Origin of the sequence: Tessaracoccus sp. OH4464_COT-324, assembly GCF_003932855.1 — a bacterium.
GTDB lineage: Bacteria > Actinomycetota > Actinomycetes > Propionibacteriales > Propionibacteriaceae > Arachnia.
Map to the genome: position 1 here is coordinate 266,399 of NZ_RQYZ01000001.1, position 16,369 is coordinate 282,767.

Sequence of the window (16,369 nt, forward strand, 5' to 3'; positions counted from 1 at the left end):
GGGTAGACTGTCGGCATGGCCCTGTTCTCTAACCTGAACCTGAACGACTCGACACCACTTCGGGCCCACCCGATCGTCGGGATGGGGCCGAAACAGGTGCACTCAACCAGGCTGAAGGTAATTGTGCGCGCGTTGACCCCGGTGGTGGCCGTGGCTCTCGGCGTTGGACTTTTCCTGTTGGGTCGGGTGTTCTACCTGGCGCTCACCGGGGGTTAACGAGCGTTCAGGATGCCCCGGAACATCCGCTCGTTGAGCACGTAAGAATCTCTCACCGCTGCCAGGAAGGTTTCGCGCCCTGCTTCGTCCCAGGGCAGCGAGTCCAGTCGTGCCCGGTATTCGTCCTTGAATGGCTTGGGCTTCAGATCCGGAAACGAGTAGAAGCCAACAACCTCGTCGGCCGCTCCTGTCGCGCGCTGAAGGTTCCGCCCAATGATCCGCCCTCCGCTGAGGTCTCCGAGATAGCGAGTGTAGTGGTGCGCCAGGAACCTCGGGCCGTCGAGTTGATCAGCGCATAGGCGGATGTCAGCAGCGTAGTCGAGGGTTTCCGGATTCGCCCGCAACTGATCGCGCCATCCTGTGCCCCAGACTGCTGAGAAGCTCGTTGCAATGGCGGGTAGCCGGTTCAACCGCGGGTCGTGGAAGGCCGCGATCTCGGGGTAATTCCGCCAGGCATCGAGCCGGCTCTCCAAAGCCTCGTAGATAAACCACAGTTGCACCTGCAGTTCGAGGTGAGTTTTGAGGGCAGCGCCCTCGACCAGCTCAGTCATGAGAGGGGAACGCTCGGCGGCGTCGTGCTGTACTCGGGTTTGCGAACGAACGAGTTCAGACAGCGGCGTGCTCATGGGCTTTCTTCCTTGCGTAGTTTCGGTCTGGTAGCACCAGCAACGCGCCGGTTACTGGATGGGGGAACACCTCGATGGGTGTGGAGTAGACGCGGCTGAGCCGTTCACCGGTGAGTACCTCTACTGGCGTGCCTATTGCCTCGATCTTGCCCGCGTTGAGGAGAACAACTCGATCAGCGTACGAGGCGGCAAGAGTCAGATCATGCAGTACCGTCACGACGGCGGCGCCCCTGCCTGCGCGGCTGCGTAAGCTGGTCAGCAGCGCCTCCTGATGGCCCAGGTCAAGCGCCGCCGTCGGCTCATCGGCCAACACGACGCGCGTTCGCTGGGCACACGTGCGGGCGTAGGAAACTCGGGCCTGCTCGCCGCCGGAGAGTGTAGTAACGTCGCGGGCTTCAAAGCCCGACATATCCGCCAAGCCGATGGCCTCCAGCACGGCTGCCTCATCGTCGGCTGCGTATGGGGTGCCGGTCCAGGGACGTCGTCCCATCTCCACGACCTCCCGAACTAGGTAGGAGTAGGCCACGCTCTGGTGCTGAAGCTGAACTGCACGCCTGCGTGACTGCCCAAGCTCGCTTAGGGTCGAGACGCTGTCCCCCATCAGTTGCACGTCCCCGGCGCAGGGAGCCGCATCACCCGCGATCACCGAGAACAGCGTCGATTTCCCGGCCCCGTTCGGCCCGATGAGCGCTACGAATTCCCCGGCCGATACACCAAAGCTGACGTGGCTGAGAATCGACTTTTCTCCAACCGAATAACTGACATCACGCACCTCCAGGCAGTTCATCTCGTTCCCTTTCGCAGCAGCAAATAAAACACCGGCCCGCCAATGAAAGCGGTCAACATACCAATCGGGAGGTCAGCGAAGGGAACCAACGTACGAGCGGCGACATCCGCGCCTGCGACGAGGAGCGCGCCGCCCAAGGCGCTTGCCGGGATGAGCGTCCGGTGGGATGGGCCGAGAATCAGCCGAAACAAGTGCGGGACAATCAACCCGACGAAGGCAATCACCCCGGAGAAAGCCACACCCGCGGCCGTGAGGAGAGCCAACACGGTCACACAAACAACGCGTAGTCGCTCGACGCGAACTCCTAGGTGCCTGGCCGTGTGCTCCCCGAGAGCCAGCAGGTCGAGCCGAGCGGCCAGTGACTGGGCCACTAGGAATCCGCCAATCAGGAACGGAAGGGTAGTAAAAACTGCTCGCCATAGGGCACCGTTGAGTGACCCGAGCTGCCAGAAGACGATGGCATCTCTTGAGACTTGGTTGCCGAGGAACATCAGTAGCGCAATCACCGCGCTGGCTACCGCGTTCACGGCTATTCCGGTGAGGATCAGCGTGATCGTGCGGGCTTGGGAGCCCGAGCGGGCCAAGGAATAGACGGCAACCGTGGAGAGAACAGCACCAATAAACGCGCCGAGGGGTAGCGCCACGGGGCCAAGAGTGCTGGCGCCAACCCCGCTGACGATAACCAGGCACGCTCCCAGCGCGGCTCCAGCACTGGTGCCGATGATGCTGGGCTCCGCGAGCGGATTGCCGAAAAGCCCCTGGGTGAGGCAGCCGGCGATGCCTAGGCAGGCGCCCACGATCAACCCGAGAGCCACCCGGGGAAACCGGATTTCCCACAATGCGCCGTCTACCTGCATGATGCGGCGTTGTTCGTCTGGTGTCAGGGGAATCTCGCTGAGGTTGAGTTTTCGCAGAACCGACGCCCATACCTCGTCCACGGGGATCGAGAACTGGCCGATACCTGCGGAAATGAGGCCGAGCAGCGCGGCCGCCACGGTCAGCACGATGAGCAGCACGAGGGCTCGGCGGCCTCGCAGTGCTGGCCGCGGCGGGATGCTAATTTCCCCGCTGCTGGTGAAGAGCGGGATCTCGGCCTGGATCATGGTTGGTACATGGCCTTGGCCAGCGCACGGATCACGTTTCCTGTGTTGGGTCCAAAGCTCAGCAGGAGTCCATCCTCTACGTCAATGATCCGTTGCCTGGTTCCTGCGGTGGTTTGCGCAACCCCGGGACGGGCCAGGAGCCCTTCCAACCCGCCGGTGGAGGTGAGTCCACCGGACATCACGAGGATCATCTCCGGGTCCAGGGCCGCGAGGGCTTCCGCGTTGGCTGGTTTGACGTCTTCAATGCCCGCCGTGGAGGCCGAATCCTCGGCTCCAACAGCTTCGAGCAACGCCGCGGTTCCGTAGCCCTTACCGAAGATGAAGAAGACGCCGGAAGTACCACGGATATACAGCACGATGGTGCGCATCGGTTGGCTAGGAGCGTACTGGGCGATCTCCTGGCGAGCTGCTTCGATGTCGGCGAGCGCCGCGTCGGCGAGCTTTCGGCCCTCGGCCGGCACCCCCAGCAGGGAGGAGATGGCCACGATGTCGCGCTCGACAGTGTCCATCCTGCGCCCGGAGTCGAGGGTGACTACCGGGATCCCGGAGCCGCGAAGCTGCTCGACTACCTCGGGGGGGCCAAGGGTTGTGTCAGTGACGACAAGGGTAGGTGCCAACGCCAGGATTGCTTCGCCACTCAACTCGTGACCGTTCACGGTCACGAGTGGCAGCTGGGCCAGTTCGGGCGACAGGTCGCTGGCGGTGCGCCCGACCAGGACGTGTTCCAGCCCCAGCCCGACCGCGATCTGCGAGTAGGTGCCGGATATGTCGAGTAGCAGAACCCTCGATGCATCCGTTATCTCATGAGCCTGACCAGCGCTGTCGGTGAAGCTGACTGGGAAGGACTGCGTGGGACGCTTTGCAACTGGTTTGATGGTCTGGGCCACGGAGACATGGCTGGGCCCGGTGATCGTTCTGGGATCCGGCAGCTCGGGTGCCGCGCTGCTGGGTGCGGCGCTGGCGGCTGCCTGTGAGGTTTCGGCGGGCGTGGTTTGCGGGGTGGAGGCAGCGACCGTCGGGGAAATGGATGGGAAGGAACCGGAAGAGCAGGCAGCCAGGGCGAACACGGCGAGCAACGCAGCAAACAGCCCCAACGGCCCGCGGCCGGCCACACGAGTGACCGGCCGGGGACGTTTGTCAAGCATCAGCGCTTTGCACCCTTTCGGGCGGCGGCACCGCCCAGCACGACGAGACCGAGGAACGCCGCAGCTGCGGAGCTCTCATCGTCCACGCCGGTGCGGGGGAGCTTGGTCTTGCCGAGAGGCTTGCCCTTGTCGTCGCACTTGGTGGTCTTCGTGCCGGTCTTGGCCGTGAAGGACACCGGATCGAGCTGGGCACCGGCCTCGTAGAAACCGGCGAAGGCCTTGGCCCCATCGGCGCTCAGGGTGGCGCTCAGCCCCTGAGCGCTGGCGTTCTTGGCATCCACCTTGATGTTGCCCGAGAGCGTGGCGAAGTGGACGTTGGAGAACTCGGAAACCTTGCCGTTCATGTCGCTGCTGCGCACATGGCCGAAGTAGAGCTCGGCCATGGTCGCGCTCTTCACGACGATCCGAGGATCGCTCAGCTTCATATTGAGTACCCCGTTGTGGCCGGAGAAGGTGATGGTGCCGCTGTAGGAGAGTTGGGTCCCATCACCGAACTTTGCGGTTGTCAACGGCCACACGAACTGCTTCCCGTCCCACTTTACGCCGCTGAGCTTCCAGTCGCCCTTGGCGATCCCGCCGCGAATGTAGCTGGTGAAAGAACTCTTGATGCCCCAGCTGAGGTCACCCGTCGTCGTCTCAACCGTGCAGTCGGTCGCCGGCCTGCCGGGCGCGGGCTTGCTCGGCTTTGGTGCAGGAGCGGGCTTGCCGGGGGCCGGCTTGTCTGGTGTGGGCTTGCCGGGATTCGGCGCAGGAGCGGGCTTGCTTGGCTCGGGTGCGGGGGAGGGCAGTTTGCCGGGCATGTCTTCAGGCTTGGCTCCCTGAGCGCCACCGACGAGGGTCAGCGGGTCGAGCGCATCACCCGGCTTCATCCGAGAACCGAAAATCTGTTGGCCGGGCACAGTGAGCTTGGGAGTTGCGGAAAAGCTGAACCAGCCCTTGTCCACCTTGAGCGTACCCTCAAGGTCGGCCAGGTGCAGGTCCTTGTGGGTAACCGCGTCGGCCTTTGCCCGGGCCTGAGCCGGGGGAACGCTGGTGATGTCCGCCAGCAGACGGGCCTTCAGGTTTGCTCCTTCAGGCTTGGCGAAAACCACTCGGACGTTCGCGATGCGCATGTCGAAGCGGCCCGAGTAACCCGTCATGTGGATCGAGCCACCCACGGCGAGCGGGCTCTCCTCGGAGCTGTTGATCTTGCCCTTGACAGGAGACCAACGCAGGGTGTCACCGTGGGCGACGATCCCGTCGAGATCCACCTTGCCCTTCGCGATATCGCCTGCGAGATGCTGGCGCAGTTGGGTGTGGACACCCCAGTCAAGGTAGCCATCGACGATGTCGTGGTGCCCGGGAACGCCCGGCTGGGGGTCGTGCGGCGGCCGCGGCTTGTCCGGTGACGGAGACGGCGACGGTGGTGGCGGGGGAGCCGGCTGGGTCTTCGGCGTCAGCTTGGCATCGATTGACACCGGGTCCATTTCGGCGCCCTGCTGCAGGAAGGGGGCGAGGACCTCAGCGCCCTTGGGGGCGAGGGTGGACTTGGTCGAATTGAACTGAAGCTTGCCATCAGCGACCTTTGGCGCGCCGGTCAGGTTCACCAGAACCACATCGTCATGGCTAACCAGCTCACCCTGCTCGGTGAGGCTGACGAACTTGCGTGACTTGACGTCGGCCACGAGGTCGGCGCCGTCGCCACGAAGCTTCACTTTCAGGTCGGAGAGATGGATTTCCAGCTTTCCTTCGTGTCCGGTGAAGGTGACTTTGCCAGGAACTTCCACTTGGCCGGTCTTTGCCCCAGGGTCGTAGGAGCCAGTGGTTGGGGAGAAGAGGTAGTTGCCCCCGTTTTCCTGGACACCGTCGAGGGTGACAGTTCCCTTGGCTGGGCCGGTGAGATAGTTTCGGAACGACGCCCGGAATCCCCAGGTGAGGGTGCCGTCTGTGATGCTCTGGTCGGTGGGGTCCGCGTGTGCGGTGCCGGGTATCAGACCGACGCCAAGCGCGAGGGCGGCTGCGCTCAGTGTGGCAGTCAGTCTGCCGAGCAACCGCCCGCCGAAGGGCTTGCTCATCGAAGATCCTTTCAGTGGTAGTTAGGCAATGCTTACCTAACGCTCGATTAAAATAGGTAACCAAGGACTTGTCAATTGGTACTCCGGCGAATGCCTCTAAGATGTGGTGCAGTTTGCTAGCAAAGGAGTGCGATGGCTGTTACGCCTGAGGACGTCGCGCGGCTCGCCGGGCTCGCGCGGATTCAGTTGAGCCCCGACGAGTGTGCCGAGCTTGCCCCGGAGATCGACGTGATCCTGGAATCGATGGCGGCGGTGGGTGAGGTTGCTCGCTCTGAGGTGGTGCTCACGACGCATGCGGTGGAGCGAACCAACGTCTTCCGTGACGACGTTGTGCGGCCCAGCCTGACCCAGGCCCAGGCCCTGAGCGCCGCGCCTGCGGTTGAGGACGGCCGCTTCCGCGTACCAGCCATCTTGAGCGAGGACTGATGCACACTGCAACCGCCGCCCAGCTTGGGCAGATGATCGCCTCCGGCGAAACCACCAGCGTCGCCGTGACCACGTACTTTTTGGACCGAATAGCTCGGTTCAACCCCAGGCTGAACGCCTTCATCCACGTCGACAGGGCGGGTGCGCTGTCGCAGGCCGCGCGCGTGGACGCCAGGCTGGCGGCAGGGGAACGGCTCGGGCCGCTCGCTGGGGTACCCGTCGGCGTCAAGGACAACTTCTGCACCACGGACATGCCAACCACATGTGGTTCTCGCATGTTGCAGGGGTGGCTGCCCGCATACGATGCGACGGTCGTCTCCCGACTTCGTGAAGCCGGGCTGATCGTCGTGGGCAAGACCAACATGGACGAGTTCGCCATGGGGTCCTCGACGGAGACCTCCCACTTCGGGCCGACGCGCAACCCTTGGGACATCGAGCGCGTGCCGGGCGGCTCTGGCGGCGGTTCCTCGGCAGCCGTGGCGGCGGGTTTGGTTCCGCTGGCAATTGGGTCGGACACCGGTGGCTCTATCCGGCAGCCGGCTGCGGTCACAGGTACGGTGGGCGTCAAGCCAACCTACGGGGGAGTGTCCCGTTACGGCTGCGTTGCGATGGCCTCCTCGCTGGACCAGCCCGGTCCGTGTGCTCGAAACGCACACGACGCCGCGCTTCTGCAACAGGTCATCGGCGGCTACGACGCCATGGACGCCACCAGCCTCGAATTCGACATCAGCGATCTTGCTGAGGCTGCTCAATCCACGTCGCTGACGGGCATACGGATCGGCATCGTTGAGGAGTTCCGGGGTGAGGGATACGACCCCGGCGTGCTCGACCGCTTCGACGAAGCGGTGGCCGCGATGCAACGTCTGGGTGCAGAGATCGTCAACGTTTCCTGCCCGCGTTTTCGCTACGCGATGGCGGCCTACTACCTGATTCAGCCCGCGGAGTTGAGCAGCAATCTCGCCCGCTTCGATGGAATGCGCTACGGCCTGCGTGAAGGTGACGACGGTAGGCGCTCCGCGGAGGAAGTGATGAGCCTGAGCCGTGCGGCCGGATTTGGACGTGAAGCGAAGCGTCGCATCATCATCGGCACCTATGCGCTGTCCGCCGGGTATGCTGACCAGTACTACGGAGCCGCTCAAAAGGTACGCACGTTGATCGTCGAGGACTTCAAGGAAGCCTTCGCCCGGTGTGATGTGCTCGTATCCCCGACAACGCCGAACGTCGCCTTCAAGCTGGGCGAGCGCACAGCGGATCCGTTGTCCATGTACTTGGCGGACCTGTGCACGATCCCGTCCAACCTGGCCGGCAACGCCTCCGCATCCTTTCCCATCGGACTGAGCGAGGGCCTGCCGGTGGGCATTCAGGTGGTGGCGCCCGTCATGGGCGACGCCCTGCTTTACCGAGTGGGTGGTTGTCTGGAGCGCGAGCTGGGGTTCACGCGGGAGCTTGCGGCATCCACCGAGCGTTTCGAGAGGGAGATCTGAGATGAATTTCGCGGAAGCGCTAGAGAGCTTCGACCCCGCGATCGGTCTCGAAGTGCATGTCGAGTTGAACACCGCAACCAAGATGTTCTGCGGTTGCGCCAACGTTTTTGGCGCTGAGCCAAACACCAACACGTGCCCGGTGTGCCTTGGGCTTCCCGGGGCGCTGCCCAGCATCAACGGAAAGGCTGTGGAGTCCGCCATTCGGTTGGGGCTGGCACTCAACTGTGAGATAGCCCCCTACTCCCGGATGTCCAGGAAGAACTACTTCTACCCGGATATGACGAAGAACTTCCAAACCAGCCAGTACGACGAACCGATCTGCGCCAACGGGCATGTCGACGTCGAAGTGGACGGCGAGACCTTCCGAGTGGAGATCGAGCGTGCCCACATGGAGGAGGACGCAGGCAAGTCGACGCATGCGGGCAGCAGCGGACGAATCCACGGCTCGGATTATTCGTTGCTCGACTACAACCGTGCAGGCGTGCCGTTGATCGAAATCGTTACGCGCCCCATCGTAGGCGCGGGGGCGAAGGCACCCGGCGTTGCTCGATCCTACGTCGCCCACCTCCGCGAACTGGTTAAAGTGCTAGGCATTTCGGACGCCCGTATGGAGCAGGGGTCGCTGCGTTGTGATGCCAACGTTTCTGTCTCCCCTAAGGGATCCGGCAGGCTCGGCACGCGTACCGAGACGAAGAACGTGAACTCGTTGCGCTCGATCGAACGCGCGGTGCGGCACGAGATCGTGCGCCAGGCAGATTTGCTGGCCGAGGGGAGGAGCGTCGTGCAGGAAACGCGGCACTTCGATGAGTCCACCGGAACCACCAGTTCCGGCAGACCGAAGTCTGACGCCGACGACTACCGCTACTTCGCGGAGCCCGATTTGATGCCGGTGGCGCCGAGCACCGAGTGGGTTGAGCAGCTGCGTGCGACTCTCCCCGAGCCGCCCGCGAAGCGCCGGGCCAGACTGCAGAAGACCTGGGGGTTCAGCGACATCGACTTCACTGGGATCGTTTCCGCCGGAGCCCTGGATTTGGTGGAGGCCACCGTCGCGGCTGGAGCTTCCCCCGCGAGCGCACGCAAGTGGTGGGTCTCGGAGCTCGCGCGGCGCGCGAATGAGGCGGGTGTTGAGCTCGACTTGCTGGCCATCACTCCCGAACAGGTGGCGGATGTGCAGCGGCTCGTCGACGAAGGCAAAGTCACCGACAAACTCGCGCGACAGGTGATCGACGGTGTCCTAGCCGGTGAAGGCGAGCCCGCCGAGGTCGTCGAACGACGTGGGCTGGTTGTGGTCAGCGATACCGGGGCCCTTTCGGCCGCCGTGGACGACGTGATCGCGGCCAATCCGGATGTGGCAGAGAAGATACGCGCTGGCAAGGTTGCGGCTGCTGGCGCGCTCATCGGACAGGTCATGAAAGCCATGCGTGGCCAGGCCGACGCCGCCAAGGTGCGCGAACTCATTCTCGATAAGCTCACGTAGCTCGGCTGGTGCGGGCGGGGCGGGTGCTTGTTCCCGCCCGCCCGGGTCGGGGCTGGTTTCGAAGTTGCCTGTCGGAGCGCAGTCGCGGTAACGGGACCGGGATTGGGCTTTCACCGTCCGGCCCTGCGGTGGATGTGCCGGGAGGGTAGCGAGGGTTCGTTGTGTCCGTTCCGGGGTGCAGCAGTTGGGGCGGTCCCCACCGCAGTCCCTAGAGCCCTTTGACGTTGGCCAGGTACTTCTCCGGGTCTTCTGCGGTGACGAGCACGTCGGATTCTCGGCCGGAGAAGTGCAGCAGCAGCTCCTGGGTTGGCCCCTCGACGTAGACCACCTGCTGTCCCGATCCCAGGTTGCGGCTGTGTCCTCCAGCTGGGGTAACGACCAGACGCACGCCCGTTGACCGCTGCGTTCGCTTGGCCAACAGCAGCATCGGAATCCGAAGGACTTGCGCCTGCTGCGGCGTCAAAGCCGCACGACGCCCCTGCGGGCGCAGCACATCCTCCAGGTGGATGTAGTACTCGGCAGGGTTCACCACTTTGTCGAGGACGCGCAACACACCGGCCGGACGGCGTAGGTCCTCCAACAGGGCTTCGAACCCCAGGCCATGCAGCGCCTCCTGCTGGAGGCGCGCGGTCAGCCCTGCAAACCGCGGGCAGCCGATGCCAGGCAACGCGCGCAGCCGGTGCTCCCGCACCCAGAGGTGAGCGGCTAGATCCTGTACTCGCCAACCGCTGCAGGCGGTCTGGGCTAGGGGGCCGGCTTCGCGCATGGCGGCTATCAGCTGTGTACGCAGCTCGCGGGACAATGTCATACGCTCAGCTTACCGATCGTTGGTCGGGTGCCTTGAGCCTGGCGGGCTGGGCACGGCAGAAACGGGTCGGCCCCGATCCGGTAACGGCGGCAGAATATGCGCATGCGAGTGAAATACGATGCGGCAGGTCTGGCCCCCGCGATCGCACAGGACGTGGACACCGGCGAAGTCCTCATGCTGGCTTGGATGAACGAGGAGAGCCTGCGCCGGACTCTGGCGACGCGTCGGGCAACTTACTGGTCGCGCAGCCGACAGGAATATTGGGTGAAGGGTGCCACTTCGAAAAACACGCAGGAGGTGGTTGCCGTTCGACTCGACTGCGATGGCGATGCTCTGCTGTTGCTGGTCAGGCAGACGGGAGCGGCCTGTCACACGGGTGCGCGTAGCTGCTTTTTCCGGGAGGTTTCACTGAAGGACGACAGCCTGGTTGTGGCCGACAATTGAACGCTTCCCTAAACTGGCGAGATGGAGACTTTCGCAGGGCTTCCCGCCCACCCGTTCTTCGTGCATCTTCCCGTGGTTCTGCTGCCGTTGGCGGCCCTGGGCATCATTGCGCTCTCGGTGGTCCCAAGATGGCGCCGTTCCTTTGGCGTGCTTGTCATCGGCCTCCTCGTTGCGGCTACCGCATCGACTTGGTTGGCTAGGATCTCCGGCCAAAGGCTGGTCGCGCTCACAGGCGGTGGCCCAGAAGCTCACGCGGCATGGGGTTCCGCTCTCGCCTGGGTAGTCACCGGGTTCGCCTCGGTGGCGGGCGGCTGGCTGCTGTGGGCCCGACGCGGCGAGAGTTTCGGCAGGCATGTCGGCGCAGCGCTGTCTTCGGTGCTGGCACTGGGAACCGTCGTCATGGCAGCCTACGTGGGACACAGCGGGGCCGAGGCCACGTGGGGTTCTGTGCTGGGCAAGAGCCAGGTTCCAACGCCGACCGGGAGCACAGAGCCTGCCTCATCATCCTCCTCGGGTGCGCCCGAAACCGGTCAGCAGGGTGGTTTCACGTTGGATCAGGTCGCCCAACACGCCAGCCCGGAGGACTGTTGGGCCATCGTCGGTGACCAGGTTTACGATCTCAGCGCCTGGGGAGGTGAGCATCCTGGCGGGCGGCGCGCCATCTCCAACTTGTGCGGCACTGACGCCACTGCGGACTTCCAGAGCAAACATGGTGGCCAGCAGATTCCGCGATCCGCACTGGATCGATTCCGCATCGGTGTTCTGAAGCGTTGACCACCCCAGTTCGTTTCGCTGAGTGGCCCCAGAGATTGTGCCAACCCGGCCATTCCTCGGGTATTCTTGCGGCTGGTACTCGACGAAAGGTTCACGATGGCGCGTCAAGCTCGTTACTACCATCACGGCCAGAGCCCCGCTGCTTGGACGGGAACGGTCATCGCCGTTGTCGGTTTCCTCGCGGTCACCGTAGGAATTTTTATGGGTCCCTCCTGGCTGGTGGTGTGGGTAGGCGCGGCCATCATCGCGCTGTCTGCCGTTGTCACACTGGTGATGAAGGCGATGGGCCTGGGCCAGCCGTGATAGGTCGGCGGCAGTTACTCGCCGCTGGTTCGCTCGCGTTTCTTGCCGCGTGCTCCCGTCGGGAGGACGTGGTTGTTCGCGCCAGCGACGATGGCTTCCACGGCACATATCTCGCGGACGGTTGGCAGCTGCCCGACGTCGAGTTGACTGACCAGTTTGGTCGGGCACACAACCTTCGTACCGGCTGGGATACGAAGGTTGTCGCCCTCTTCTTCGGCTACCTGAACTGCCCAGACGTCTGCCCCGGGATAATGGCGGACATGGCTGTTGCGCGGCGGAGGTTGAGCCCGGAGCAGATGAGAGAGATCACGCCCGTCCTGATCACCACCGATCCGGCCCGGGACACCCCCGACGCGTTGAAGGTATATCTGGAGCGGGTCGACGAAGCTTTCGTGGGTCTGACGGGAGACCTGGAAGTGATTAAGCGGGTCGGTGCGGAACTCAAAGTGTCGATTGAGCAGGGCAAACAACTCCCCAGCGGTGGGTACGAGGTAGACCACTCGACCCAGATCCTCGGTATCGGCCCGGATCGGGCAGTGCACGTCGTGTGGAGCACACCCGGCCTGCAGATTGGGGCGCTGCGGGAGGACTACGCCCGGCTCATCGGCTGAGCCGTGTCCAGGAAACGCTAGAGTGAGGCGACGACCGATAGGGAGGAAGTCGTGGGTAAACAGTTTGTGCACCTGCACTGCCACACCGAGTTCTCAATGCTCGACGGGGCGGCCAGGGTCAAGGATCTGTTCGAGAACGCAGAGCGGATGGGGATGCCCGCGCTAGCGGTGACCGACCACGGCAACCTGTTCGGCGCCTACGAGTTCTACAAGACCAGCAAGAACTACAACGTCAAACCGATCATTGGCCTGGAAGCCTACCTGACACCGCGCACGCACCGCAGCGAGCGCAAGCGGGTGCAGTTTGGCGATGGTACAGGCGACGACGTGGCCTCCAAAGGGGCCTACACCCACATGACCATGTGGGCACTGAACCGTGAAGGGATGCACAACCTGTTCCGGCTTTCGACGCGCAGTTCTCTGGAAGGCTTCTTCTACAAGCCTCGGGCGGATCGCGAGCTGCTCAACGAATACGGCAAAGGCCTGATCGGTACCACTGGCTGCCCGTCGGGCGAGGTACAGACCTTCCTGCGCTTGGGCCAGTATGACAACGCGCTGGCATCGGCGGCCGAGTTCCGCGACATCTTCGGCGTCGGAAACTTTTACGTCGAGTTGATGGACCATGGTCTGAGCATCGAAAACCGGGTACGCAAGGATCTGCTGCGGATAGCGCGCGATCTGGACCTACCTCTGGTGGCGACGAACGATCTGCACTATGTGCATGCCCACGATGCAGACGCCCACGACACGCTGCTGTGCGTTTCCGCCGGAGCCCGAAAGGCCCAAAACGATCGATTCAAGTTCGACGGATCTGGTTACTACCTGAAGTCTCCCGAGGAGATGCACTCCCTGTTTAGCGAGTTGCCCGAGGCCTGTGATAACACACTGGCCATTGCGGAGCGCATCGAGACGAGCTTCGAAGAGGGCATGGGCGTGTACATGCCCAAGTTCCCTGTACCCGATGGGGAGACTGAGGAAACCTGGTTCCATCGGGAGGTGCAGCGCGGCCTCGAGTACCGCTACCCAGGGGGCATCCCAGCGGAAGTGCAGGAGCGCGCCGACTTCGAGTCGAGCATCATCTCGCAGATGGGCTTCAACGGATACTTCCTTGTGGTTGCCGACTTCATCAACTGGGCTAAAGACAACGGAATCTGGGTTGGGCCAGGCCGCGGATCTGGTGCAGGCTCAATGTGCGCGTACGCGTTGCGGATCACGGATCTGGATCCGATTGAGCACGGACTGTTCTTCGAGCGCTTTCTGAACCCGGAGCGGGTCTCAATGCCCGACTTCGATATCGACTTCGACGATCGACGTCGCGGGGAAGTAATTGAGTACGTGACGCGCAAGTATGGCCAGGAGAACGTGGCGCAGATCGTGACCTACGGTTCCATCAAAGCCAAAGCAGCGGTCAAGGACGCCGCTCGCGTGCTCGACATGCCCTTCTCTGTGGGGGAGCAGATCACGAAGGCGATGCCCCCGGATGTCATGGGCAAAGGCGTTCCGCTGCCTCAGCTGTTCGACCCGGATCACAAGCGATTCGCGGAGGGAAACGAGTTCCGCGAGCTGTACAACTCGAACGCCGACGTGAAAACCGTCGTGGACACCGCGATGGGGCTCGAAGGGTTGAAGCGCCAGTGGGGTGTGCACGCGGCCGGGGTGATCATGTCACGGTCGCCGTTGATCGACATCATTCCACTCATGAAGCGGGAGAGCGACGGGGCGATCATCACGCAGTTCGACTACCCGGGGTGCGAATCTCTTGGCCTGATAAAGATGGATTTCCTGGGCCTGCGGAACCTGACCATCCTCGGCGACGCTGTGGACAACATCAAGCGAAACCAAGGGATAGACGTCGATCTGGAGAACTTGGCGCTGGACGACAAACAGACGTATGAGCTGTTGGCCACAGGGGAAACACTCGGGGTGTTTCAGCTCGACGGTGGCCCGATGCGTGCCCTGCTGCGCTCGATGCAGCCCGACTCCTTCTCGGATATCTCCGCAGTGGTGGCCCTCTATCGACCAGGCCCGATGGGCGCGGACTCCCACAACAAATACGCGCGCAGGAAGACGGGCAAGGAGGAGGTCGAGCCCATCCACCCGGAGTTGGCAGAACCGCTGGCGGACATTCTCGACGAGACCTACGGCCTGATCGTCTACCAGGAGCAGGTGATGGCGATCGCCCAACGCGTCGCGGGCTACACCTTGGGTGGAGCCGACATGCTTCGCCGGGCTATGGGCAAGAAGAAGAAGGAAGAACTAGACAAGCAGTTCGCCACCTTCAGCTCAGGCATGACGGAGCGCGGTTACAGCGCCGACGCGGTGCGTACCCTGTGGGAGATCCTCGTGCCGTTTTCCGACTACGCCTTCAACAAGTCACATTCCGCGGCTTACGGGTTGGTGTCCTACTGGACCGCCTATCTCAAGGCGCACTATCCAACGGAGTACATGGCCGCGCTCCTGCAGTCCGTGCGCGACGACAAGGACAAGCTCTCGATCTACTTGGCCGAATGCCGACACATGGGAATCCATGTGCTCCTTCCCGATATCAACTCGTCGGAGATCGCGTTCACTCCTGTCGGGAAGGACATTCGATTTGGTTTGGGAGCCATTCGAAACGTGGGCGACAAGGTGGTGTCCGCCTGGATCGAGGAGCGAGACAAGCTCGGCCCGGCCAAGGATTTCAATGACTTTCTCGACAAGGCACCGCTGCTGATGTGCTCGAAGCGGGTCGTGGAGTCGCTGATCCGGGCGGGCGCTTTCGACGAACTCGGTCACACTCGACGGGCGCTGATCTCTATTTTTGAGGCGGCGGTGGACTCCATCATCGACATCAAACGCAACTCTGCCAACGGTCAGGATGACCTGTTCGGCTTTGCGGCTGAGCCCGGAGACCAGCCGGAGCATGTTGTCGTGCCAGCCATTGAGGAATGGGATCGAAAGACCAAGCTCGGTTTCGAGCGCGAGATGCTGGGTCTTTATGTCTCGGATCATCCACTCAACGGGCTGGAGCACATTATCGCGGAGCACAGCGACCGTGCGATAGCCTCAACGGTCGGGGAAGATTCTTACGAGGGTCCCGCCACGCTGTGCGGCCTGATCACTAGCGTCAACCGCCGGGTCAATAAGAACGGCCAGGTGTACGCGACGGTTACCCTCGAAGACCTGACGACCGGGATCGAGGTCACGGTGTTTCCGAAGCTGTACGAGCAAGTGTCTGCGCTGTTGGAACCCGACGCCCTGGTCGCTGTTGACGGCACCGTCGAGCGCGGCGAGGACCGCGGGCGCATGCGGGCCAAACACGTCTCCACCCCCCACTACAACCTTGACGGCTCCGTGGGGCCGGTGATCATCAACCTGGCCGAGTCCAGGTGCACCCCGGCGCTGGTCAAGCGGCTGAAGGCAGTGCTCGAATCGTACCCCGGAAGCGCTGAGGTACACGTCGAGGTCCGAGGGAACCGGCGGCTGACGACCTACCGCGTGAACGATCGCTACAGCGTCCAGCTGGCGTCTCCGCTGTTCGCGGATCTCAAGGCGCTGCTTGGCCCGACGTCGGTTCGGGTGATGCGATGAGCACTCCGGTTGTCGTGGACGGGCTTGCCCGGATTCGGTGGCGGGTCGTGACTTTCGCCGTGGTTTGCCTGGCCTCCGGCTCTCTCGCTGGTGTGTTGTGGGCGGCGCTCGCTCCCCGGGCCTACTATTCGCTGAGTGGCAACCTGCTGGCCACGCTCAGCGAACGCAGTTACGCCGAGATCATCGGCGGGGACGCGGCATTCACGATCATCACCGCCAGCTTCGGTCTGCTGCTGGGTCTTCTCGCCTGGGCGTGGTTTTCCAAGAGCGGACGCCTGCTGGTGGCGTTGGCGGTTCTCGGGGCAAGCTGCCTCACAATCGTGGCCTGGCAACTCGGGGAGCTGATTGGCGGTGCCGGTCTCACCGAACGCATCGCCACGGCCAGCGCCGGAGACCTGATCCAGATGGACCTTGAACTGCGGGCGATGAGTGCGCTTGCGGCTGGGCCCTTCGGCGCGATCACGCCGGTCATGCTGCTGGCTGCTTTTCTACCGGAGCGCTACGTGGACGTGGAGGGGGACGAAGAGCCGGGCGGGTAGAC

The 16,369-nt window shown here is 63.3% G+C and carries 16 protein-coding genes; 10 read left to right on the plus strand and 6 right to left on the minus strand.

Annotation, left to right across the window (positions count from 1 at the left end):
• Positions 1 to 15 precede the first annotated feature (15 nt).
• Complete coding sequence (locus EII42_RS01300; protein WP_125170290.1) at positions 16 to 216, plus strand: hypothetical protein; 201 nt, start codon at positions 16 to 18, stop codon at positions 214 to 216.
• On the opposite strand, the gene EII42_RS01305 is transcribed toward EII42_RS01300, so the two are convergent.
• Genes EII42_RS01305 through EII42_RS13735 form a run of 5 tightly spaced genes read right to left on the minus strand, consistent with a single transcriptional unit; the run spans position 213 to position 5,931 of the window.
• Positions 213 to 842 (minus strand): heme oxygenase (biliverdin-producing), encoded by a 630-nt coding sequence (locus tag EII42_RS01305; protein WP_125170291.1) that lies wholly within the window; start codon positions 840 to 842, stop codon positions 213 to 215. The two genes, EII42_RS01300 and EII42_RS01305, sit on opposite strands and share 4 nt — an antisense overlap.
• Positions 823 to 1,629 carry a heme ABC transporter ATP-binding protein gene (locus EII42_RS01310; protein ID WP_125170292.1) on the minus strand — a complete coding sequence of 269 codons (807 nt, stop codon included), beginning with the start codon at positions 1,627 to 1,629 and terminating at the stop codon, positions 823 to 825. The genes EII42_RS01305 and EII42_RS01310 overlap by 20 nt, the downstream gene beginning before the upstream one ends.
• On the minus strand, positions 1,626 to 2,732 hold the full coding sequence (locus EII42_RS01315) for an iron ABC transporter permease (protein ID WP_125170293.1): 1,107 nt from the start codon (positions 2,730 to 2,732) through the stop codon (positions 1,626 to 1,628). The genes EII42_RS01310 and EII42_RS01315 overlap by 4 nt, the downstream gene beginning before the upstream one ends.
• Positions 2,729 to 3,877: a hemin ABC transporter substrate-binding protein gene (locus tag EII42_RS01320; protein ID WP_125170294.1), complete on the minus strand. Its 1,149-nt coding sequence runs from the start codon at positions 3,875 to 3,877 to the stop codon at positions 2,729 to 2,731. The genes EII42_RS01315 and EII42_RS01320 overlap by 4 nt, the downstream gene beginning before the upstream one ends.
• Positions 3,877 to 5,931, minus strand: coding sequence for an HtaA domain-containing protein (locus EII42_RS13735; RefSeq protein ID WP_125170295.1), 2,055 nt, complete (start codon positions 5,929 to 5,931; stop codon positions 3,877 to 3,879). Before EII42_RS13735 ends, EII42_RS01320 begins: the two co-directional genes overlap by 1 nt.
• Positions 5,932 to 6,063: 132 nt before the next feature.
• Between EII42_RS13735 and gatC the strand changes: the two genes are divergently transcribed.
• Genes gatC through gatB form a run of 3 tightly spaced genes read left to right on the plus strand, consistent with a single transcriptional unit; the run spans position 6,064 to position 9,318 of the window.
• Positions 6,064 to 6,357, plus strand: coding sequence for an Asp-tRNA(Asn)/Glu-tRNA(Gln) amidotransferase subunit GatC (gene gatC / locus EII42_RS01330; protein ID WP_125170296.1), 294 nt, complete (start codon positions 6,064 to 6,066; stop codon positions 6,355 to 6,357).
• Positions 6,357 to 7,841: an Asp-tRNA(Asn)/Glu-tRNA(Gln) amidotransferase subunit GatA gene (gatA, locus tag EII42_RS01335; RefSeq protein WP_125170297.1), complete on the plus strand. Its 1,485-nt coding sequence runs from the start codon at positions 6,357 to 6,359 to the stop codon at positions 7,839 to 7,841. The genes gatC and gatA overlap by 1 nt, the downstream gene beginning before the upstream one ends.
• A 1-nt stretch (position 7,842) precedes the next feature.
• A complete protein-coding gene (gene gatB / locus EII42_RS01340; RefSeq protein WP_125170298.1) occupies positions 7,843 to 9,318 on the plus strand; it encodes an Asp-tRNA(Asn)/Glu-tRNA(Gln) amidotransferase subunit GatB in 1,476 nt (491 codons plus the stop codon).
• 208 nt (positions 9,319 to 9,526) lie between these two features.
• Here gatB and EII42_RS01345 read toward each other — a convergent pair whose 3' ends face one another.
• On the minus strand, positions 9,527 to 10,126 hold the full coding sequence (locus EII42_RS01345; protein ID WP_125170299.1) for a maleylpyruvate isomerase family mycothiol-dependent enzyme: 600 nt from the start codon (positions 10,124 to 10,126) through the stop codon (positions 9,527 to 9,529).
• 96 nt (positions 10,127 to 10,222) lie between these two features.
• Here EII42_RS01345 and hisI point away from each other — a divergent pair, with 96 nt between their 5' ends.
• The 6 genes from hisI (at position 10,223) to EII42_RS01370 (ending at position 16,367) form a co-directional block, all read left to right on the plus strand.
• Complete coding sequence (gene hisI, locus EII42_RS01350) at positions 10,223 to 10,570, plus strand: phosphoribosyl-AMP cyclohydrolase (RefSeq protein ID WP_125170300.1); 348 nt, start codon at positions 10,223 to 10,225, stop codon at positions 10,568 to 10,570.
• Positions 10,571 to 10,591: 21 nt separating this feature from the next.
• Positions 10,592 to 11,344, plus strand: a complete 753-nt coding sequence (locus EII42_RS01355) for a cytochrome b5 domain-containing protein (RefSeq protein WP_125170301.1) — start codon at positions 10,592 to 10,594, stop codon at positions 11,342 to 11,344.
• 96 nt (positions 11,345 to 11,440) lie between these two features.
• Positions 11,441 to 11,647 (plus strand): HGxxPAAW family protein, encoded by a 207-nt coding sequence (locus EII42_RS12850; RefSeq protein ID WP_158676354.1) that lies wholly within the window; start codon positions 11,441 to 11,443, stop codon positions 11,645 to 11,647.
• A 68-nt stretch (positions 11,648 to 11,715) separates the two neighbouring features.
• On the plus strand, positions 11,716 to 12,258 hold the full coding sequence (locus tag EII42_RS01360; RefSeq protein WP_158676355.1) for an SCO family protein: 543 nt from the start codon (positions 11,716 to 11,718) through the stop codon (positions 12,256 to 12,258).
• A gap of 51 nt (positions 12,259 to 12,309) precedes the next feature.
• Positions 12,310 to 15,828 carry a DNA polymerase III subunit alpha gene (gene dnaE, locus EII42_RS01365; RefSeq protein WP_125170303.1) on the plus strand — a complete coding sequence of 1,173 codons (3,519 nt, stop codon included), beginning with the start codon at positions 12,310 to 12,312 and terminating at the stop codon, positions 15,826 to 15,828.
• Positions 15,825 to 16,367 (plus strand): hypothetical protein, encoded by a 543-nt coding sequence (locus EII42_RS01370; protein WP_125170304.1) that lies wholly within the window; start codon positions 15,825 to 15,827, stop codon positions 16,365 to 16,367. The genes dnaE and EII42_RS01370 overlap by 4 nt, the downstream gene beginning before the upstream one ends.
• Positions 16,368 to 16,369: the final 2 nt, after the last annotated feature.